This is a genomic window from Streptomyces spiroverticillatus (genome assembly GCA_014650415.1).
Lineage (GTDB): Bacteria > Actinomycetota > Actinomycetes > Streptomycetales > Streptomycetaceae > Streptomyces > Streptomyces spiroverticillatus.
Map to the genome: position 1 here is coordinate 24,076 of BMUX01000007.1, position 21,370 is coordinate 45,445.

13 protein-coding genes and 2 pseudogenes are annotated in these 21,370 nt (G+C 72.5%); 11 read left to right on the forward strand and 4 right to left on the reverse strand.

Going from position 1 to position 21,370, the window contains the following annotated elements:
* The first annotated feature begins 12 nt into the window (after positions 1-12).
* The 3 genes from IE269_RS19555 to IE269_RS19565 all read left to right on the forward strand — a co-directional run bounded on the left by IE269_RS19555 (position 13) and on the right by IE269_RS19565 (position 5,642).
* Positions 13-2,322: an NHLP family bacteriocin export ABC transporter peptidase/permease/ATPase subunit gene (locus tag IE269_RS19555; RefSeq protein ID WP_189824337.1), complete on the forward strand. Its 2,310-nt coding sequence runs from the start codon at positions 13-15 to the stop codon at positions 2,320-2,322.
* Positions 2,319-5,294, forward strand: a complete 2,976-nt coding sequence (locus IE269_RS19560) for an NHLP bacteriocin export ABC transporter permease/ATPase subunit (protein ID WP_189824338.1) — start codon at positions 2,319-2,321, stop codon at positions 5,292-5,294. The genes IE269_RS19555 and IE269_RS19560 overlap by 4 nt, the downstream gene beginning before the upstream one ends.
* A gap of 162 nt (positions 5,295-5,456) precedes the next feature.
* Positions 5,457-5,642 carry a hypothetical protein gene (locus IE269_RS19565; RefSeq protein ID WP_189824339.1) on the forward strand — a complete coding sequence of 62 codons (186 nt, stop codon included), beginning with the start codon at positions 5,457-5,459 and terminating at the stop codon, positions 5,640-5,642.
* 48 nt (positions 5,643-5,690) lie between these two features.
* On the opposite strand, the gene IE269_RS19570 is transcribed toward IE269_RS19565, so the two are convergent.
* Positions 5,691-6,971, reverse strand: a complete 1,281-nt coding sequence (locus tag IE269_RS19570; protein ID WP_189824340.1) for a cation:proton antiporter — start codon at positions 6,969-6,971, stop codon at positions 5,691-5,693.
* 256 nt (positions 6,972-7,227) lie between these two features.
* Between IE269_RS19570 and IE269_RS19575 the strand changes: the two genes are divergently transcribed.
* The 6 genes and pseudogenes from IE269_RS19575 to IE269_RS43790 form a co-directional block, all read left to right on the forward strand.
* A complete protein-coding gene (locus IE269_RS19575) occupies positions 7,228-9,045 on the forward strand; it encodes a choice-of-anchor A family protein (protein WP_189824341.1) in 1,818 nt (605 codons plus the stop codon).
* Between the two features lie 144 nt (positions 9,046-9,189).
* Positions 9,190-11,199 (forward strand): bifunctional metallophosphatase/5'-nucleotidase, encoded by a 2,010-nt coding sequence (locus tag IE269_RS19580; protein WP_189824342.1) that lies wholly within the window; start codon positions 9,190-9,192, stop codon positions 11,197-11,199.
* Positions 11,200-11,444: 245 nt separating this feature from the next.
* A complete protein-coding gene (locus IE269_RS19585) occupies positions 11,445-12,449 on the forward strand; it encodes a TIGR03842 family LLM class F420-dependent oxidoreductase (protein WP_189824680.1) in 1,005 nt (334 codons plus the stop codon).
* A gap of 94 nt (positions 12,450-12,543) precedes the next feature.
* Entirely contained in the window at positions 12,544-14,067 is a 1,524-nt protein-coding gene (locus IE269_RS19590; RefSeq protein WP_189824343.1) for an NCS1 family nucleobase:cation symporter-1, read from the forward strand.
* A gap of 220 nt (positions 14,068-14,287) precedes the next feature.
* A pseudogene (locus IE269_RS43785) lies at positions 14,288-15,881 on the forward strand (ABC transporter ATP-binding protein); the annotation flags it as partial.
* A gap of 55 nt (positions 15,882-15,936) precedes the next feature.
* Positions 15,937-16,665, forward strand: a pseudogene (locus IE269_RS43790) (ABC transporter ATP-binding protein); the annotation flags it as partial.
* Positions 16,666-16,684: 19 nt separating this feature from the next.
* Here IE269_RS43790 and IE269_RS19600 read toward each other — a convergent pair.
* Both IE269_RS19600 and IE269_RS19605 read right to left on the reverse strand, forming a co-directional pair.
* Complete coding sequence (locus tag IE269_RS19600; protein ID WP_229898024.1) at positions 16,685-17,188, reverse strand: SRPBCC family protein; 504 nt, start codon at positions 17,186-17,188, stop codon at positions 16,685-16,687.
* 68 nt (positions 17,189-17,256) lie between these two features.
* On the reverse strand, positions 17,257-18,681 hold the full coding sequence (locus IE269_RS19605; protein WP_189824344.1) for a phytoene desaturase family protein: 1,425 nt from the start codon (positions 18,679-18,681) through the stop codon (positions 17,257-17,259).
* 105 nt (positions 18,682-18,786) lie between these two features.
* Between IE269_RS19605 and IE269_RS19610 the strand changes: the two genes are divergently transcribed.
* Complete coding sequence (locus IE269_RS19610; protein WP_189824682.1) at positions 18,787-19,566, forward strand: nucleotidyltransferase domain-containing protein; 780 nt, start codon at positions 18,787-18,789, stop codon at positions 19,564-19,566.
* Positions 19,567-19,629: 63 nt separating this feature from the next.
* Here the strand turns inward: IE269_RS19610 and IE269_RS19615 are convergent, their stop codons facing one another.
* Positions 19,630-20,700 (reverse strand): lipoate-protein ligase LplAB, encoded by a 1,071-nt coding sequence (locus IE269_RS19615; protein WP_189824345.1) that lies wholly within the window; start codon positions 20,698-20,700, stop codon positions 19,630-19,632.
* A 170-nt stretch (positions 20,701-20,870) separates the two neighbouring features.
* Here IE269_RS19615 and IE269_RS19620 point away from each other — a divergent pair, with 170 nt between their 5' ends.
* Entirely contained in the window at positions 20,871-21,335 is a 465-nt protein-coding gene (locus IE269_RS19620; RefSeq protein ID WP_189824346.1) for a GNAT family N-acetyltransferase, read from the forward strand.
* Positions 21,336-21,370: the final 35 nt, after the last annotated feature.

Below are 21,370 nucleotides of genomic sequence, written 5' to 3' on the forward strand. Positions count from 1 at the left end.
GAGGAGACTGACATGACCGACACCAAGATCCCCCCGGCGCCCGTCCCGCAAGAGGCCGTGCGCAGGCCGGCCCGCGCCGCCTCCCGGGCGCGCCGCACGGCCCGCCGCAGGGCGCACCGGGTGCCCACCGTCCTCCAGATGGAGTCGGTGGAGTGCGGCGCGGCCAGCCTCGCCATGGTCCTGGCCCACTACGGACGCCATGTCGCGCTGGAGGAACTGCGCGCCCTGTGCGGGGTCTCCCGCGACGGCGCCAAGGCCAGCTCGCTGATCGCCGCCGCCCGCTCCTTCGGCATGGTGGCCCGCGGCTTCCAGGCCGAGGTGGACCTGCTGCGCGCCCAGACCGGACCGGTGATCATCTTCTGGGCGTTCCAGCACTTCATGGTCGTCGAGGGCATCACCACCCGGTTCGGGCGGACGCTGGTGGCCGTCAACGACCCGGCGGGCGGGCCGCGCCTGATGGAGTGGGCGGAGTTCGACTCGGGCTTCACCGGGATCATGCTCACCTTCGAACCCGGCCCCGACTTCCGCCCCGGCGGACGCCGCACCTCCACCGCAGCCGCCCTGCTCGGCCGCCGGCTGCCGTCCGGACGGGCACTGCCGCTGGTCCTGCTGGCCAGCCTGCTGCTGGTGATCCCCGGCATCATCGGGGCCGCCTACCAGCGCGTCTTCATCGACCGCGTCCTCGGCTCCGGCTCCACCGCCGCGGTGCTGCCGCTGGTGGGGGCGATGGCGGGCACCGCCCTGATGATCTTCGTCCTGACCTCGGTGCAGCAGCACTACCTGCTGCGGATGGAGATCCGCGCGGGGCTGATCGGCTCGGCGCGCTTCTTCCGCCATCTGCTGCGCCTGCCCATCGAGTTCTTCCTCCAGCGCAGGCCCGCCGAGGTCGCCAAACGGGTCGCGGGCAACGACACCGTCGCGATGATCCTCTCCCGCGACCTCGCCGCCACCATCATCAACCTGATCCTGGTCGTCTTCTACGGCGGCCTCATGCTGCGGTACGACGTCCTGCTGGGCGGCATCGGCCTCGCCAGCGTCGCCCTCAACGTGATCGTGCTGCAACTGGTCGCCCGCTCCCGCAAGGACGCGGTCGGCGCACTGCGCACGGACCGGGGCAACCTGGTCGGCACCACCTTCGCGACCCTCTCCACCATCGAGTCGGTGAAGGCGACCGGCGCCGAACCCGACGCGTTCACCCGCTGGGCGGGCTTCCTGGCCAAGGTCACCTCCGCACAGCAGCGCCTCGGCCAGGCCACCGCCGTACTCATCGTGATCCCGCCCCTGCTGGCCGTCGTCAACATCGGGGTGCTGCTGCTGGTGGGCGGGCTGCGGGTGATCGACGGCGCGCTGAGCGTGGGCATCCTGGTCACCTTCCAGACGCTGCTGGCGGCGCTGAGCCGTCCGGTCACCCAACTCACCAACCTGGGCAGCCGGTTGCAGGACCTGGACGCGGACCTCAAGCGCATCCACGACGTGGAGAAGTACCCGCAGGCCCGCATCTTCGACCCGCCGACGCCCCTTCCGGCCGACGGGCCGGAACGCGCACAGGAGGTGCCGGACGACGCCCCCGTCAACCGGCTCGACGGCGAACTGACCCTCCAGGACGTCACGTTCGGCTACGGGCCGCTCGCCCCGCCCGTCGTCACCGGGCTCAGTCTCACCGTCGCACCCGGCTCCCGCACCGCCGTCGTCGGCGGGTCCGGCAGCGGGAAGTCCACCGTGGGCCGCCTGCTGACCGGGCTGTACGAGCCCCGGTCCGGGCAGATCCTGCTCGGCGGGCGGCCCCGCGAGGAGATCGGCCGGACCGTGCTGGCCGCCTCCATGGCGTACGTCGACCAGGACATCGCCCTCTTCGCGGGCACCGTCCGCGACAACCTCACCCTCTGGGACGACACCGTCCCCGACGAGGTCGTCCTGGAAGCACTGCGCGACGCGGCGGTCTTCGACGAGGTCATGTCCCGCCCCGGCGGCCTCAACGCCACCGTCTGGGAGCACGGCGGCAACTTCAGCGGCGGCCAGCGCCAACGCCTGGAACTGGCAAGGGCGTTGGCCGCCCGCCCCACCCTGCTGGTCCTCGACGAGGCGACCAGCGCCCTGGACCCCGCCACCGAACGGACCGTGATGGACAATCTGCGCCGCCGCGGCTGCGCCTGCCTGATCATCGCCCACCGGCTGTCCTCGGTGCGCGACGCCGACGAGATCGTCGTCCTCGACCAGGGCCGGGTCGCCGAACGCGGCACCCACGACGCCCTCGTCGCCGCCGGCGGCAACTACGCGGCCCTCTTCGAGTCCAGCGCGGCGGGGGAGCGTGACGCCCTGTGAACACCCCTGCCGGTGAAGCCACTTCGGCCGACGTCCCGAACACCCCCGCCGACGAAGCCGTTTCCGCCCGCACCCTCTGCCTGGACGACCCCGAGCAGCTCCTCTACGTCGAATCAGGAGCCGCCGACCTCTTCGCCGTCGACCGCGGCAGCGACACCGAACGCGCCGGACGACGCTACTTCCTGTGCCGGGCCGAAGCCGGTTCCCTGATGCTCTGCGGAGCCCCCGGCGAACGGCGGCACACCGTCGTCGCCCGCCCCGTGCTCGACGCCCGGCTCACCCGGCTGCCCGTCGAGGTGCTGGACGACATCCGCGCCGGACGGGCCACCCTCCCGCAGCCCGCCGGGGCACTGGACCACGCCCGCCTCCTCGACGGCCTCACCGCCGGACTCACCACGCTCGCCGAAGCCTTCCCCGGTGCCCTGCCGCCGCGCCAGTTCACATCGCTCAGCCCCTCGGGCGCCACCGAGCTGGCGGAGCGCGACGTCACACGGTCCGTCGACGGGCTGCGGTTCGTCCGCGTGGAGTCCGGGCAGCTCGACCTCGGCGACCCGGCGGCCGAGGACGAGGGCCCCGGCCACGAACCCGCACTGGAACCCGCGGGCCCGGGCGCCGTGCTCTGCCTCACCGAACGCGACTGGCTGCGCGCCCGCACCCCGGTCCGCCTCACCAGCGGCTCCCTCCTCGACGTGTACCGGCAGGGCCGCCTCGTCGCCGTGCTCACCGAGCACGCCACCCGGCTGCGCGCCACCTTCGACCACCGCATCGAGGTGCTCCGCAGGCGCGAACGCGCCGAACTCGCCGTGCGCGCAGCCAAGGACGACGCCGTCCTGTCCACCACCGTGCGCAGCTTCGACGCCGTACTCCACGACACCGAGGCCCGTGTCCGTCTCGCCGACGTCGCCGCCGATCCGCCGCTGCTCGCCGCCGTGCGGCTGGTCGCCTCCCGGCAGGGCTTCTCCGTACGGCCGCCCGTGCGCGGCAGCGGCCGGCGCAGGTCCGAGGGCGACGACCTGCGCGCCATCGCCCTCGCCTCCGGGGTGCGCACCCGCACCGTACGGCTGGACGGCCGCTGGTGGGCGACCGACCTCGGCCCGATGGTCGGCTACCGCACGGCGGGCCGCCCCGTCGCACTGCTGCCGCTGGGGCGCGGATACGTCATGGTCGACGACGGCCGCCTCACCCCCGTCACCGACAAGTCGGCGGCCCTCCTGCGCAACCAGGCCGTCGTCCTCTACCGCCCGCTCCCCGAGACCGTCCACGACGTCCCCAGCCTGCTGCGCTTCGGGCTCTCGCCGTCCCTCGGACACGGCCGGGACCTGACCCGGTTCGCCGTGACCGCCCTGCTGGTCGCCGTGATCGGCCTGGTCATCCCGGTGATGACGGGCAAGGTGCTGGGCGACTTCGTCACCGCCGCACAGCGCGACCTCGTCGTTCAGGGCGCGCTGGTCGTGATGGCCTCGGGGCTGGTCACCGCCGCGCTCTCCGTCGTGCAGAACCTCGCCGTCCTGCGTATGGAGAGCCGGGCGGGCGCCGCCATGCAGGCCGGACTCTGGAACCGGCTGCTGTCCCTGCCCGCCGCCTTCTTCACCCGCTACTCCACCGGCGAACTCGGCACCACCGTCCTCGGCGTCACCGCCGCCCAGGAACTCCTCTCCGGCATGCTCACCACCGCCGTCCTCGCCCTGATGACCGGCCTCGCCAACCTGGCCCTGGTCTTCGCCTACGACGTCCGCCTGGCCCTGCTCGCCGTCGCCCTCACCGGCACCGGCGTCCTGGTCGCCGCCGTCGCCGGACGCCTCCAACTCCGCTGGGCCCGCCGCGAGTACAAACACGAACAGGCCATGTCCGCCATGGTCTTCCAGCTCCTCACCGCCATGCCCAAACTGCGCGTCGCCGCCGCCGAGGAGCGGGCCTTCGCCGAATGGACCCGGCTCGCCGCCCAGGGCCACACCCTCTCCGCGAGGGTGCGCCGCATCCAGAACGCGGTCACCACCTTCAACGCGGGCTTCCCGCTGGTGTGTTCGGCGATCGTCTTCGCCGTGACGGCGGGCGCGCTGCACGGACAGGTGCCGCTCGCCACCTTCCTGCCGTTCTACGCCGCCTTCAACCTGCTGCTCTCGGCGGGCCTCCAGTTCACCGCGGCCGCCGTCACCGCCGTCGGAACCGTACCGATGCTGGAGAAGCTCGCCCCGATCCTTGAGGCCGAACCGGAGAACGACGGCACCAAGGCCGACCCCGGCGACCTCTCCGGCCGGGTCGCGGTCTCCCACCTGTCCTTCCGGTACGGGCAGGACGGCCCGCTCGTCCTCGACGACGTCAGCCTCAGCGTCCAGCCCGGAGAGTTCATCGCCGTCGTCGGCGCCTCCGGCAGCGGCAAGTCCACCCTGCTGCGGCTGCTCCTCGGCTTCGAGACCCCGCTCTCGGGCAGTGTCCTGTACGACGGCCAGGACCTCGCCGAACTCGACATCTCGGCGGTGCGCCGCCAGTGCGGAGTCGTCCTGCAGAACGGGGCGCTCCAGCCCGGCGGCATCCAGGCCAACATCGTCGGCTCCGCCGGACACACCCTCGACGACGCCTGGGCGGCCGCCGAGATGGCGGGCCTCGCCGACGACATCCGGGCGATGCCGATGGGCATGGACACCGTACTGTCCGAAGGCACCAACACCCTCTCCGGCGGACAGCGCCAACGCCTCATGATCGCAAGGGCGTTGGTGGCCCGCCCCCGCCTCGTCTTCTTCGACGAGGCGACCAGCGCCCTCGACAACCCCACCCAGAGCCTCGTCGCCGAGTCCACCCGCCGCCTCAACGCCACCCGGCTGGTCATCGCCCACCGGCTCTCCACCGTGATCGACGCGGACCGCATCGTCGTCATGGAGGGCGGAAGGATCGTCCAGCAGGGTACGTACGAGCAGCTGCTCGCCGAGGTCGAAGGGCCCTTCGCCCGGATGGCGAGCCCTCAACTGACCTGATCACAGGGCTCCTTGACGCGATTCCCGTGCACAGGGCAAGGAGTTCGCAAAGTGGAGCGCACCCCACCGGACCCGGTGCCATGATCACCCGAGTTTCACCACCCCCGCACGCCGCACGTGGCGCCCGCACGGCGGACCGCCACAGGAACAAGAGGACCCGCCATGAGCCAGCGACCGCAGACCGCAGCCACCAACCCCAACGTGATCCTGCCCGTCCTCTACGCCCTGATCGTCGTCGTTGTCGCCTCGCTCGCCAGCGGTACGGTCACGGCGATAGTCGCCGTGGTGGGCGCCGTGCTGCTGGGCCTGTACTTCGCGTTCGGCCGCAAGGGCCGCACCCGCAACTGACGTACGGGCGGGGCCCGTTCGGGGAGAGCGGGCCCCTTGTCGGTGTGCTCAGTGCGCCGGTACGGTCCGCCCGTCGACGGGACCGGCCCGGCCCGCCGTGCGGTTCACCAGCCCGAGCAGCGGTCCGGTCGCCGCCGTGGTGGCCAGCGCCATCACCACCAGCGCCAGCATCAGCGGGGCGGACAGGATGCCCGCCCGGTACCCGGCCTGGAGCACGATCAGCTCGGTCAGCCCCCGGGTGTTCATCAGCGCCCCCACCCGCATCGCCTCCGCCGGCCCGAGACCGCCGCGCCGCGCACCGACGTACCCGCCGACCAGCTTGCCCGCGAGACCCAGCACCAGCGTGGCGGTGATCAGCGTCCACGAGGTCGCGGCGAACGCCTTGGTCAGCACGGACACCCCGGTCACCACGAAGAACACCGGCGTCAGCACCAGCCCCCACCGGGACACCCGCGCCACCGCACCCTCCCACGGCCCCGGCTCCTCACGCGGCACGCCCAGCCCGATCAGAGCCGCCCCGACCACGGCGGTCAGACCGAGCCGTTCGGTCTCCAGTGCGGTCGCCAGCGTGACCGCCCCGATCAGCAGGGCCGCACCCCACGGGCGGCGCGCGAAGTACCTCCGTACCGCCTCCGCCCGCAGCACCCACCGCAGCGCCAGCGCGACCACCGCCGCGAACAGCAGCGCCTGCCCCGCCCCCACCAGCCCGGACGCCGACCCCGTGCCCAGCCCGACGGCGACCGTCAGCAGCACCCAGCCGACCCCGTCGATGACGATCGCCGCACCCAGCGCGAGACTCCCTGCGGTCGTGTCCGTCATGCCCCGGTCGACGAGGATCCGCGACAGCACCGGCACCGCCGTGATCGACATCGCCACGGCCACCATCAGCACGAACGCCGGAAGCGGCGCCGTGCCCCGCACCGCCGGGTCCCCGCCCGCCTCGACCACGGCGACCAGCAGCAGCCCCGCCGCCAGCGGCAGCACCAGCGCCCAAGCGGCCAGGACCGGCAGCGCCCGCCGGGAGGACCGCGCCCCGCCGCTCGAACGGAGCCGGTGCGTCATCCCCACCAGGAAAAGCACCAGCCCCGCCTCCCCGACGACCTTGAGGTTCGCCAGCACCGGACCGGGCAGCACCGCCCCGAACACCTCCGCACCCAGCAGCGCCAGCAGCACCGGCCCCACCACCAGCCCCGCCGTCACCTCCCCGACGACCTCCGGCAGCCGCACCCACCGGGCCGCACCCCGCCCGGCCACGGCCAGCAGGACCACTGCCGCGAGGGCGGCCCCGGTGTGGAGGAGCTGCGCCGGGGACAGACCGTTAAGTTCCATGTGCCGAACCCTTCCTTCCCTGTCAGGTTCATGAGATGTCCGGAAGGTTAGGGTCGGCGGCCCGCCACGCCGGTACGTCAACGCGTCCCGACCGCTACGCAAGTCCTGATTTACGTATCACCTGCGACAGGCAACGGCGCGTCAGCAAATTACAGACCGTGAACGCTGCAAGGATCTCCGGGCGCCCGCCCCGCAGTGCGGGCGAACCCGAGATCCCCTGAACGGGTCAGGGGGCGCGACCGAGGGACAGTGAAAAGTGCGCACAGTACCTGCTAGAAGCGGTTCCCGAGCGTTCCGCACGACAGGAGTCGTCCGGCTGGCCGCAGGAGTCGCCTGGCTGACGGCCGGAGCCGTCCTCCTCCCCGCAGCAGCACAGGCAAACCCCGCACCTGCGAACACCGCCGTCCGGGCCGATCCGCTTCCCGGCGGACTGGGACCCTGCGTACCCGGCTCCTGCCCCGACCCCTTCCCGCCCATCAACAACGGAGCCATCGCCGGATACGACAACGGCATCAACGTCTTCGCGGGCGGCGACTTCCGCGTGCGGGGCAAGGCCGCCGAGGCGGAGGGGCGGGTCGTCGTCCTGGGCTCGTTCGACATCAACAAGTCGCCCGAAGGCAGCCAGATCTACAACGTGGGCGTCGCGGGCGTCGGCTCCCGCGTCGCCCCGCCCGTCGGCTCCGACTACCTCGCAACCGGCGGCTCCGTCACCATCGCCGCAGGCCAGCGCCTCGTCGCCGAGGACGGCGTGGTGCGCCACGCGGGCCCCGCCACCGGCACCATCATCGGCACCAGCACCCTCGACCCGGCCACCGCCACCCCCTACCTGGCGCTGCGCCAGCAGCTCACCGAGGCCAGCCAGTGCTACGCCGACGGCGACACCGGCCTGCGCCCCGCCACCGGCACCTCCGTCAACGAGGGCGGCCAGACCGTCTTCACCGGCGACGGCACCTCCGCCCTCCAGGTCTTCAACGCCGACTTCGACCTCGCCTCGCCCAGCGGCGGCCAGCAGGGCGTCGAGTTCCGGGGCATCCCCGCCGGGGCGACCGTCCTGGTCAACGTCCTCGGCACCAAGCGCACCATCAACACCTACAGCGGCACCCTCGACGACAACGACCCCCTCAACAAGCTCCGCAACCGCCTCCTGTGGAACTTCCCCGACGCCACCACCGTCGATCTCAAGGGCACCGGCCAGTTCCAGGGCAGCATCCTCATCGGCAACCAGGCCTCCGAGACCGACGTGACCCTGCCCGGCGTCAACGGCCGCTTCTTCACCACCGGCTCCATCACCCACCAGAGCGCCGCCGGCGGCGGAGGCGGCCAGGAGTTCCACGCCTACCCCTTCGACGGCGACCTGCCCTCCTGCGGCAAGCCGCTGCCCAAGGAGGGCGAGCTCAAGGTCGTCAAGGTGGACGACGCCACCGGCGCCCCGCTGCCCGGCGCGGTCTTCCAGCTGTGGCGCGAGGCCAACGACATCCCCGGCCTGCAGACCTCCGGCGTGCGCCCCGACCGCCGCCGCGGCCAGCCGTGCACCACCGACGCACAGGGCGTCTGCCGTGCCACGGTCCGGGCGGGCTACTCCTTCTACTGGCAGGAGACCAAGGCCCCGGCCGGGTACGACTTGCCCAAGCCCAATGTGGTCGGCCCGCTGGCGCTGCCCGAGGCCAAGCGCCTCCAGGGCGTCACCGTGACCGTCCGCAACAAGAAGACCCCGGTCGTCCCCGACGTCAAGGGCAGCCTGCACGTCCGCAAGGTCGACTCCCGCACCGGACGCGGCCTGCCCCACGCCGTCGTCGAGCTGTGGCGCGAGACCAACGGCGTCCCCGGCCTCCAGACCACCGGCCGCGCCGACACCCGCACCGGCAGTGGCTGCGCCACCGACGAGCGGGGCCGCTGCGACTTCGACAACCTGAAGCTCGGTTCGTACTACGTCCGCGAGACCGCCGCCCCCGACGGCTACCGCCTGCCGCGCAACCCGGTCTCGGGCCCGCACACCCTCACCAAGGGCAACGCCGCGCAGGGCATCACCGTACGGATGACGAACGAGGAGAAGCGCGACAAGCCCAAGAAGTAGCACCGGGCGACAAGCCCAAGAAGGAGCACAGGGCACACGGGCCACGGCAGCACCCGGGCGGTTCACGGGGCTGCCGTGGCCCCGCCATGCGGCTGACGCCCCGCCTTCCCGGGGGCTTCACCTCCGTATTCGCACCATCGCAAAGTGACTCAGACTCGTAGCAGAACCGCTGTCAACTCCCGTCCCCGTGAGCGCAGTTCGCACGCAACGGGCCGACGCACCTTCCTCACCGCACTCGGCGCCCTCGCCACCACCACCGCCCTCGGCGTCCCCGCCTACGCCTCGGACGCGGCCCGCGACGCCGCCACCGCCGACGAGTACGTCGACGTACAGCTCCTCAACATCTGTGACCTGCACGGGTACTTGCAGGGCCCGACCGGCAGCGACGCCGTCGTGCGCGGCAACGGCGGCACGACGTACACCGTCGGCGGAGTCGCCGCCATGGGCACCCACCTGGAGCGGCTGCGCACCGGGCGCGCCAACTCGCTCTTCTTCGCACCCGGAGACCTCTTCTCCGGCTGGGAGTTCGACGCCGCCGCCTTCTCCGACGAACCGACGATCGAAGCCCTCAACAAGCTCGGCCTCGACTTCGCGACCGCCGGGAACCACGAGTTCGACAAGGCCCCCGCCAACCTCCTCGACCACATGGAGGACGGCCGCGCCCACCCCGTCGTCGGCCGCGACACCGGCTTCCGGGATGCGACGGGCAGGCGCTTCCGGGGGGCCGACTTCCGCTACTACAGCGCCAATGTGGTCCGCACCCGCACCGGCCGGACGGTGCTGCCGCCCTACCACGTCGAGTACGTACGGGGTCCGCGCGGGCGACGCATCCCGATCGGGTTCATCCATCTCACCGTGACCGGAAGCGAGTTGTTCCCGAACTCCTTCCATCCGGGCCTGAGGACCCTCGACCAGATCGCCACCGCCGACCGGTGCGCCCGCGAACTCAAGCGGCGCGGCGTGCACGCCATCGTCCTGAGCATGCACGACGGCGCGGTCGCGGGCGGCGACTTCAACAGCGGCAGCAACCCCTCCGGACCCGCCTACGACCTCGCGCTCAAGGTCTCGCCCGACATCGACGCCATCGTCTGCGGCCACTGGCACACCCGCTTCACCATGATGGTCCCCGACCCGAACGGCGTCCCCCGCCCCTTCGTCGAGGCCGGGTTCCACGGCCAGGTCATCAACGAGATCAACCTCCGCCTCGACCCCCGCACCGGCCGGGTCGTCCGCGAACTCACCGTCTCCACCAGCCACCCCAACACCCGTGACGTCACCCCGCACCCCGAGCTCAAGGCCATCGCCGACTACTGGGCCGGCCAGGCGGCCACCCGCGAGCGCAGCCGCATCGCCGCCCAGCGCGCCCCCTTCACCCGCACCCGCAACGCCCTCGGCCAGTCCACCATGGGCGACCTCGCCGCCGACTGGGCGCTGTGGGCGGCGCAGAAGCCGGTCCCCGCGTACGACGACTCCAACATCCACCGGCATGTCCCCGCGCAACTCGCCCTCGTCCCGCTCGCACCGACCGTCGGCCAGTCGCTCGTACGCGGCGACCTGACCCCGGGGCCGGACGGCGCGGTCGCCTTCGGGCAGGCCTGGCGGGCGGTCGGCTACGGCAGTCCCACCGTCTGCGTGAAGGTCACCGGGCAGCAGATCCACGACGCCCTCGAACAGCAGTGGACCAAGGGCCCCGACGGCGCCCTCCGGTTCGCGCCGCTGGCCGTCTCCGGGAACGTCCGGTACGCCTTCGACGCGTCCGGCGCCGTCGGCGACCGGGTCGACCCCGCCGACGTCACCGTCGACGGCGCGCCGCTGCGGCCCGACCGCGACTACCGGCTGGCCACCTCCTCGTACACCCTCCTCGGCATGGACGGCTACCCGGCGCTGACCGCCTACCGCGAGCCCTACCGCCACCAGCGCGACTTCGAGTCCTTCATCGCCTTCGTCCGCGAACGCAAGACGCTCACCCCGTCCCCGCTGGACCGGGTGCGGGCGAAGAACACCGCCCTGCGCGGGCCGGGCGTCGGCGAGGTCGTCGACCCGCCGGTGCCGGTGCGCGAGGACGGCACCCCGCTGCCGCCCGCCGTCGCCGCGATCGTCACCGCCGGCGGACCGCACGCCCTGCGGCAGGGCGGACACCGGCCACCCTGCTGACCGCGTCCACGTGGTTCGCGCCGTACGGGGGCGGCGGCTTCCCCCGTACGGGCGAACCCGGCGACTCTGCACGTGGACGCGCGTGGTGTCCCTCTTGCCAAGGTCCCCGGCGGGGTCCACGATTGACCCCTTCACCGCCCTGGCACAGTGGCCGCGCCGCGGCCGAAACAGCACTGTGCGCACGGCAGTTCGCCGTATCCGACACACCGTCAGTACCTGAGCCAGGAGGTACGCCCCACATGCCGATGGACTTCGGACTCGTCCTGCAGACCGATCCCCCCGCATCCGAGGTCGTCGGCCTGATGCGCCGCGCCGAACGCAACGGATTCACCTACGGCTGGACCTTCGACTCCGCCGTGCTCTGGCAGGAACCCTTCGTCATCTACAGCCGCATCCTGGAACACACCAGCAGGCTGATCGTCGGCCCCATGGTCACCAACCCCGGCACCCGCACCTGGGAGGTCACCGCCTCCACCTTCGCCACCCTCAACGACATGTACGGCAACCGCACCGTCTGCGGCATCGGCCGCGGCGACTCCGCCATGCGCGTCGCGGGCCGCAAGCCCAACACCCTGGCCAGGCTCGGCGAGGCCATGGACGTCATCCGCGACCTCGCCGAGGGCCGCGAGGCCAAGGTCGACGGCCAGGCGGTACGGATCCCCTGGGTGCGGGGCGGGAAACTGCCGGTCTGGATGGCCGCGTACGGGCCCAAGGCGCTCGCGCTGGCCGGGGCGAACGCCGACGGGTTCATCCTCCAGCTCGCCGACCCCTTCCTCACCGAGTGGATGATCCGCGCCGTGCGCGACGCCGCCTCCGACGCCGGACGCGACCCCATGGACGTGAAGATCTGCGTCGCCGCCCCCGCCTACGTCGGCGACGACCTCGGCCACGCCCGCGACCAGTGCCGCTGGTTCGGCGGCATGGTCGGCAACCACGTCGCCGACCTGGTCGCCAAGTACGGGTCCGACTCCGACCTCGTACCGGAGGCCCTCACCTCGTACATCGAGGCCCGCCAGGGCTACGACTACGCGCACCACGGGCGCGCCGGGAACCCCGACACCGACTTCGTGCCCGACGAGATCGTCGACCGCTTCTGCCTGCTGGGCCCCGTCGAGGCACACATCGAGAAGCTGCGCGCACTGCGCGCCCTGGGTGTCGACCAGTTCGCCGTCTACAACATGCACGACGCCCGCGAGCGGACCATCGACGCGTACGGCGCGTCCGTCATCCCTGCTCTCGCGAACTCCTGAACTCACCTCCCCGTACGCGCAGTTGAGGTGCGCGTACGAGGAGCGAGGCACCCCCAACGAAAGGCTTCGCACGCTTCGACGAAGGGTCCCGCCCATGACCGCCACCGCTCCAGGAAGCCCGATATCCGACCCGGCGCGAGGGGGCCGCGTGGAGCCGGCCCCCGGCGCGATCCCTCCCGAATCCCGCTACGTCAACGAGGACTTGCTGCCCGTGCCCGTCGCCCGACGGCGCTGGACGACGTACAACTTCGCCGCCCTCTGGGTCGGCATGGCGCACAACATCCCTTCCTGGCTGCTGGCTTCGGGCCTCGTCGCCCTCGGCATGGACTGGGTCCAGGCGGTCGTCACCATCGCCCTGGCCAACCTGATCGTGCTCGCCCCGATGCTGCTCACCGGGCACGCGGGCCCCAAGTACGGCATCCCCTTCCCGGTGCTGGCCCGTGCCTCCTTCGGCCTGCGCGGGGCGAACCTGCCCGCACTGATCCGGGCCGGGGTGGCGTGCGCGTGGTTCGGAATCCAGACCTGGATCGGCGGTCAGGGGATCTTCGTCCTGCTCGGGAAGATCTTCGGCGGCTGGGCGGAGGCCTCGAAGATCGGCGGGCAGCCGTGGACGCTCTGGCTGTGCTTCCTGCTCTTCTGGGTGCTCGAACTCGCCATCATCTACCGGGGGATGGAGACCCTGCGCCGTTTCGAGAACTGGGCGGCGCCCTTCGTCATCGTCGGCGCGCTGGTGCTGCTGGTGTGGATCACGATGAAGGCCGGGGGAGTGGGCCCGCTCCTGGGCCAGCCCTCCAAGCTCGGCTGGGGCGCCGACTTCTGGCCGGTCTTCTTCCCCTCCCTGATGGGGATGATCGCCTTCTGGTCCACGCTCAGCCTCAACATCCCCGACTTCACCCGCTTCGCCGCCGGTCAACGCGCCCAGATCTGGGGGCAGTCGCTCGGCCTGCCGACCACCATGACCCTCTTCGCCCTGCTGTCGGTCTTCGTCACCTCCGGCTCGCAGGCCGTGTACGGGGCCCCGGTCTGGGACCCGGTCGCGCTCGCCGCGAAGACCGACAACGTCTTCGGGCTGCTCTTCGCGCTGGTGACCGTGCTGATCGCGACGATCTCCGTGAATCTCGCGGCGAACGTCGTCTCGCCCGCGTACGACCTCGCCAACCTGGCCCCGAAGTTCATCAACTTCCGAACGGGCGCGCTCATCACGGGAGTTGTGGGCGTCGTCATCATGCCGTGGAAGCTCACCGAGACCCCCGAGCTGTACATCTTCACCTGGCTCGGGCTCGTCGGCGGGCTGCTCGGCACGGTCGCGGGCATCCTCATTGCCGACTACTGGATCGTCCGCAGGACCGTGCTGGACCTTGTCGACCTCTACCGGCCCGAGGGCCGTTACTGGTACACCGGCGGTTGGAACTGGCGGGCCGTCGCCGCCTTCGTCGTCGGCGGCGTCCTCGCCGTCGGCGGCTCCCACTCCGCCCCCGGAAAGGGCCCCTTCCCCGACGAGGGCCTGATCCCCTTCCTGAAGCCGCTCGCCGACTACGGGTGGGCGGTCGGGCTCGCGGCGTCACTGCTGCTGTACGTGGTGCTGATGGTGCCGGGGCGGGGTGCGCGCGGGCGGTGAGAGCGGCCCGAAGGGGGTTTCATAGGGTCGGTGGATGTTCAATGCATCCACCGGCCAGGACCCTGCCTCCACCGGCCAGGACCTCGCGTCCACCGGTCAGGACCGCGCCTCCACCGGCCAGGAGCTTCCGGACCGGCGCGGACCAGGGCACTACCTGTGGTGGCTCGTCACGCGCCAGCGCGCCCGGTGCGCCGCCGGAGCGGCCTGGGGCAGCGCCTGGATGGTCGGCCTGACCCTGCCGCCCTACGCGCTCGCCCGCGCCGTCGACGACGGCCTCACTCCGGGCGACGGGGGGCCGGCTCGCGCTGTGGTGCGCGGCGCTGTTCGGTGTCGGGGCGCTCAACGCGTACCTCGCGATCATTCGGCACCGCACCATGACCCGGGTCCGGCTCGACGCCGTCTTCCGCACGGCCCGCCTCGTCGTCGCCCACACCACCCGGCTCGGGGCCGCGCTGCCCCGCAGGGTGGGTGCGGGAGAGGTGGTCACCATCGGGTTCGGCGACGCCGCCGCGATGGCGAACGTGCTGACCATCACCGGTCCCGGGGTCGGCGCGGCGGTCGCCTGCCTGGTCGTCGCCGGATTCCTGTTCTCCGTCTCCTGGCAGCTCGCCGTTCTCGTCCTGGTCGGCGTACCGCTGATCGCGCTCGTGCTCGGGCCGCTGCTGGGCCGCCTCCAGGGGGTACAGGCCCCGTACCGGGAGCAACAGGGTGCTCTCGCGGCCCGGTTCGGGGACATCGTCGGGGGACTGCGGGTGCTGGCCGGGCTCGGCGGCAAGGAGGTGTACGCCGCCCGCTACCGCCGCGACTCGCACGTGCTGAAGGAACAGGGCTACCGGGTCGCCGCCGTCACCAGCTGGATCGGCGCCCTCGGGGCGGGACTGCCGATGCTGTTCCTCGCCGTGGTCACCTGGCTCGCCGCCAGGATGGCCGCCGAAGGCACCCTGACGGTGGGCGAGTTGGTCGCTGTGTACGGGTATGTGGCGGTGCTGGCGGTCCCGGTGTCGTTCTTCGTCGAGGGCGGCTCCGACCTCGGCCGCGGACTGGTCTCCGCCCGGCGGCTGCTCCGTTTCCTGGACCTGGAGCCCGACCCTTCGGAGGGCGCGGACGCGCCGGAGGAGCCCTCGGTCCTGCACGACCCGGCGTCGGGCGTGTCGATACGGCCCGGGGAGCTGACCGCGCTGGTCTCCGCCCGGCCGGCGGACACCGCCGACGTGGTCGAACGCCTCGGCCGGTTCACCGCGTCCGACGCCACCTGGGGCGGCACCCGGCTCGACGCCCTCGCGCCGGAACAGGTTCGCGCCCGCATCCTGGTCGCCGACAAGGAGGCCGACCTCTTCGCCGGAACCCTGCGCGACGTGGTCGCCGGACGCCACGACCGCACGGAGGCCGACCTCGAACGGGCCTTCCGGGAAGCCGTCGCCGACGACGTCGTACGCGGCCTGCGCGACGGCCTCGACACCCCTGTCGACGCCCAGGGCCGCAGCCTCTCCGGCGGCCAGCGCCAGCGCGTCCGCCTGGTACGGGCACTGCTGGCCGACCCCGAGGTGCTGCTCGCGGTCGAGCCGACCTCGGCGCTCGACGCCCACACCGAGGCGGCCGTCGCCGCAGGACTGCGGGCCGCACGCCAGGGACGTACCACCGTCGTCACCACCACCTCACCCGTCGTCCTGGACCGGGCGGACACCGTGCACCACCTCGTCGCAGGACGGGTGGCCGCGACCGGAACCCACCGGGACCTCCTGCGCGACAGCCCCGACTACCGGCGACTGGTCTCACGCGGCGAGGACACCCCTGCGGGCCGCACCGCTCAGGAGGCGACACGGTTGCCTCGGCCAACTGCCCCCGGCACCGGCGGGCACCACCCGCACCCCCGACGGCGACCGCATCGAAGTGACCGGCGTGAGCCACGCCTACGAGGGCGGGCCCGATGTGCTGCACGGCATCGACCTGACCGTGCGCGCGGGCGAACGGCTCGCCGTCGTCGGCCCGTCCGGCGCGGGCAAGTCCACCCTGGGCAGGCTGCTCGCGGGCCTCGACGCACCCCGCACCGGCACGGTCACCGTCGGCGGAGTCCCGATCCGCGACCTGAACCCCGAGGTGCTGCGCCGCCAGGTCGTCCTGATCACCCAGGAGCACCACGTCTTCCTCGGCACGCTCCGCGGCAACCTGCTGATCGCGGCCGGGACTGCCACCGACGCCGAGCTGTGGGCTGCACTCGCGGCCGTCGGCGCCGAATGGGCCGACGACCTGCCCGACGGACTCGACACCGCCCTGGGCGCGGGCGGCCACCACCTCGACGGCTCCCAGGCGCAGCAACTCGCCCTCGCCCGCGTGGTGTTGGCGGACCCGCACACACTGATCCTGGACGAGGCCACCGGACTCCTGGACCCCGGCACCGCACGGCACACGGAACGGGCCCTGGCCGCCGTCCTCCAAGGGCGCACCGTCATCGCCCACCGGCTGCACACCGCGCACGACGCCGACCGGATCGCCGTGATGGACGACGGCCGCATCACCGAACTCGGCCCCCACGAAGCCCTCGTGGCCTCGGGCGGGGCGTATGCGGCGCCGTGGGGGTCTTGGCACGGCGAGCGGTGAATTCCCCGCCCGCGTAAAGCTATTCGAGCTCGGGCAGCGGTTCGCCCGTCTCCAGGAAGGACTTGAGGCTGGAGAGGACGGAGGGCCAGCCCTCGCGGATCATGGCGAGGACCGTGCTGTCGGGCTCGAAGCCGTCGTGGACCAGGTGGAGGCGCGTCACGTCCGGGCCCGCGGGCTCGATGTCGTACGAGAACTTCGAGCGCGGCTCGGCGGAGATGCGGGCGCGCAGGTCCTCGTCCATGCCGACGGCTTCGGCGAAGGCCGGGGTGAAGGTGTGCCAGGTGAGGGCGAGCCGACGGCCGGGTTCGGCGGCGAGCACCACCTGCTCCGGATCGGGGTCGCCCAGGCCCATGCCCTGCCACACGACGGGCGAGCCGGGCTTCCAGTCGGAGGCGAGGGTCAGCCCCCAGTACCGGACGGTCTGCGCGGGGTCGGTCAGGGCCTGCCAGACCTGGTCCGGGGAGGCCCTGACGTACACCGTGTAGTCGAAGGCGACGGTGCGGTCCATGTCGGTGGAGTCCATGACCGCCATTGTCGGCCGGGCCCCGGGAGCCCGCACGGCGAGCGGGCCCCGGGCCCTGGGGCGCGGTCTCAGCCCCGGTCCGCCGTGCGCAGGTGGCGCCAGACCGCCTTGGCCGCGTTGTGGCCCGACATGCCGTGGACGCCCGGGCCGGGCGGGGTAGCCGAGGAGCACAGGAACACCGCGGGGTGCTTCGTGGCGTACGGGAAGAGGGACAGCTTCGGGCGCATGAGGACCTGCAGGCCCGCGAACGCGCCGCAGGCGATGTCGCCGCCCACGTAGTTCGCGTTGTGCGCGGCCAGCTCCGGGGGGCCGGCCGTGGCGCGGGCCAGGACGAGGTCGCGGAAGCCGGGGGCGAAGCGCTCGATCTGGCGTTCTACCGCGTCCGTCAGGTCGCCCTCCCAGGCGTGCGGGACGTGCCCGTACGCCCAGAACACGTGCTTGCCCTCGGGGGCGCGGGTCGGGTCGATCACGCTCGGCTGGGCGGTGATCAGGAACGGGGTCTCGGGGGCCGTGCCGCCGGCCGCCTGGCGCAGGGCCTTGCCGATCTCGCCCTTCGTGGGGCCGACCTGCACCGTCCCGGCCCGGCGGGCCTCCTCGGCGGTCCACGGCACCGGGCCGTCCAGCGCGTAGTCGATCTTGAAGACGCTCGCGCCGTAGCGGTAGCCCTCGTACGCGTTGCCCAGACGGGCGATCCGGGCCAGCGCGGTCGGCGAGGTGTCGAAGACGTACGCCCGGGCCGGCGGCAGGTCGTCGAGGCGCTTGACCTCGTAACCGGTGTGGACGACCCCGCCGAGGTCGCGGAGGTACGCGGTCAGGGCGTCCGGAATGGCCTGTGAGCCGCCGCGCGGCGACGGCCAGCCGTTCTCGTGCGCGGCCAGCGCGAAGAGCAGCCCGATCGCACTCGTCGCGAACCCGCCCAGCGGGGCGATGACATGCGCCACCATGCCCGCGATCAGGGCCTTCGCCTTCTCGTCGCGGAAGCGCCGCATCAGCCAGGTGGACGGCGGCAGGCCGTCGATCCCGAAGTGGGCGAGCTTGAACGGGTGGCGGGGGAGGTTGGTCAGCGGCAGGGACATGAAGTCCTGTGCGAGGGTGTCCCACTTCCCGAGGTACGGAGCGACCATCCGCCGGTACGCGCCCGCGTCCCGGGGGCCGAAGGAGGCGGCCGTCTCCGCGACCGACCGGGACAGCACGGCCGCCGTGCCGTCGTCCCAGGGGTGCGCCATCGGCAGCTCGGGGTGCAGCCACTCCAGTCCGTACCGCTCCAGCGGCATGGCGTTGAACGCGGGGGAGCCGATGCCCAGCGGGTGCACCGCCGAGCACGGGTCGTGCCGGAAGCCCGGCAGCGTCAGCTCCTCGGTGCGGGCGCCGCCGCCGACGGTGTCCTTCGCCTCGAAGACCTCCACCGAGAAGCCGCGACGGGCCAGCTCCACGGCGGCGGTCAGCCCGTTGGGCCCCGCCCCCACGACGACTGCGTCAAGCATCGGCGACACCTCGGACTCCTCACGCCACTGTGCTTCGGGACCCCAGAGTATTCCCGTGCACCGACAACACCGGCGGCGGTAGGGTCCTGCCCCGTGAACAAGATCGTTGCAGACATGGCGGAGCGGCTCGCAGGCCTCCCCGGCATCAAGGCCGTCGCCCTCGGCGGAAGCCGCGCCCGAGGCGCCCACCGGCCCGACTCCGACTGGGACTTGGGCCTCTACTACCGGGGCGAACTGGACCTTCCGGCACTTGAGGCACTCGCCGCCGAGTACGCGGGCGAACCCGTCGAGGTGGCCGGGCCCGGCGGCTGGGGCCCGTGGGTGAACGGCGGGGCCTGGCTGAACGTGGACGGCGCCCAGGTCGACTGGGTGCTGCGGGACCTGGACCGGGTCGAGCGGGTCTGGCAGGACTGCCGGGAGGGCCGCTACGAGGTGGGCATGCAGGCGGGCCACCCGCTGGGCTTCTGGTCGCCGACGTACGCGGGCGAGGTGGCGCTGTGCCAGGTCCTGGCCGACCCCACGGGCGGACTCTCGACCCTGCGCACGCAGACCGCCCACTACCCGGAAGCCCTGCGCACGGCGCTGATCGGGGCGGCCTGGGAGGCGGACTTCTCGGTGGCGAACGCGCGCAAGTCGGCGAAGGGCGGCGACGTACTGCACGTGTCGCTGTGCCTGTCGAGGGCGTTCGGCGTACTGGCACAGGCGATGCTGGGCGACGCGCGGGTGTGGTGCGTGAACGAGAAGGGTGCGCTGGCGACTGCCTCCCGACTCCCTTCCGCGCCGGCCGACTTCACGGACCGGGTGGCGCAGTGCCTGCGCGGCCTGGACGAGGCGGCGGTGGAAGAGGCGGGCGTTCTGGTACGGGAGGTACGCCTCGGCCTGTCCGGCGGGTGATTTCGGCCCGTCCGCGAATGCGGCCCGCCCCCCGGCGCGGGCCGCACCGCCCCCCCCGTACGCCTACGGAACCCGCGCCGTCCACTCCTCCGTACCGAACTTGGCCTCCGCCAAGGCCTTCGCCCGCGCCATCTCCTCCTCCGACACCGCACCCCTCTCCAGCCCGTACCGCCCCCGGAACGACGCGATCATCCGCTCGATGACGGCCTCCCGGGCCAGCCCGGTCTGCCGCCGCAGCGGATCCACCCGCTTCTTCGCGCTCTTGGTGCCCTTGTCGGACAGCTTCTCCTTGCCGATCCGCAGCACTTCCATCATCTTGTCCGCGTCGATGTCGTACGCCATCGTCACGTGGTGCAGCACCGCGCCCTCGTCGGCGACCATCCGCTTCTGCGCCGCTCCCGCGATCTTCCCGGCGTCCGTGGCGATGTCGTTCAGCGGCTGGTACCAGGCCTTGACGCCCATGTCGGCGAGCGCACCGAGCACCCAGTCGTCGAGGTAGGCGTAGCTGTCCGCGAAGGACAGCCCCTGGACGAGGGCGCTGGGCACGGACAGGGAGTACGTGATCGTGTTGCCCGGCTCGATGAACATCGCCCCGCCGCCACTGATCCGCCGCACCACCTGAATCCCGTGCCGCTCGGCGCCCTCCGGGTCGACCTCGTTGCGCAGCGACTGGAAGCTGCCGATGACGACGGCGGGCGCGCCCCACTCCCACACCCGCAGCGTCGGCGGACGGCGTCCGGCCGCGACCTCGGCGGTGATGACCTCGTCGAGCGCCATGTGCAGGGCGGGCGACTGCGGGGCCTCGTGGATGAGCTGCCAGTCGTAGTCGGTCCAGTCCGTGGCATGCGCGAGGGCACGGCGCACGGCAACGGCGACGCCCTCGGAACTGAGCCCGAACATCACCGTCCCCTCGGGCAGCGACGCCTCGATCCGGGCGGCCAGCCCGGCGGCGTCCGTGTCGGCCGGAGCCCCCTCCAGCGCACCGTTGATGGCGACGATGGCCTCGTCGGGCTCCAGGAAGAAGTCACCGGCGACCCGTACGTTCCGCAGGACCTCGCCGCCGCGTCCGTCCGCCTCCGTGTCGAGGTCGACGACGACGAGCTTGCCGCCGGGGACCTTGTACTCACCGTGCACTGTCTTCCGCCTCCGTTGCTCCACCCGGCACGCCAGCATGGCCGCATGGCCGCCTGGGCTGCGACAACGCTATCCCGGCCCCGGACATTCCTCCCATTCCAGGTCTCCGGCCGGGGCGAGGGGCGGAAAATCGGGGGCCGGGTGCCGCTCCGGGCCCCTAACCTGCCCGGATGACCGAGCAGACACCGCCCGCCCACCCCTTCGTCCCGGCCGGATTCACCGCGCCCCGACTCCTCGAAACGGACGCCTTCCGACTCGTACCGCTGGCTCCCGAGCACAACGCGGGCGACCTCGCCGCCTGGACCTCCAGCATCGAACACATCCGCAGCACACCGGGGTTCGGCCGCAGCTGGCCGCCGCCGGAGGGGATGTCGGCGCAGGCGAACCTCGCCGACGTCGAGGAGCACCAAGCGGACTTCGAAGCGCGGAAGGGATTCACCTTCACCGTGCTCGACCCGGCGACCGATGAGGTCATCGGCTGCCTCTACCTCTATCCGGACTGGGACGACCCGTCCGTGACGTCGGTAAGGTCCTGGGTGCGTGCGGACCGGGCGGAGCTGGACGGGCCGCTGGTGCGGACGGTACGGGAGTGGCTTGCGGCAAAGTGGCCGTTCGAGAAGATCTCCTACCGGTGAGGCCGCCGGTGGGGTCGGCCTGTCAGTGGGGCGTG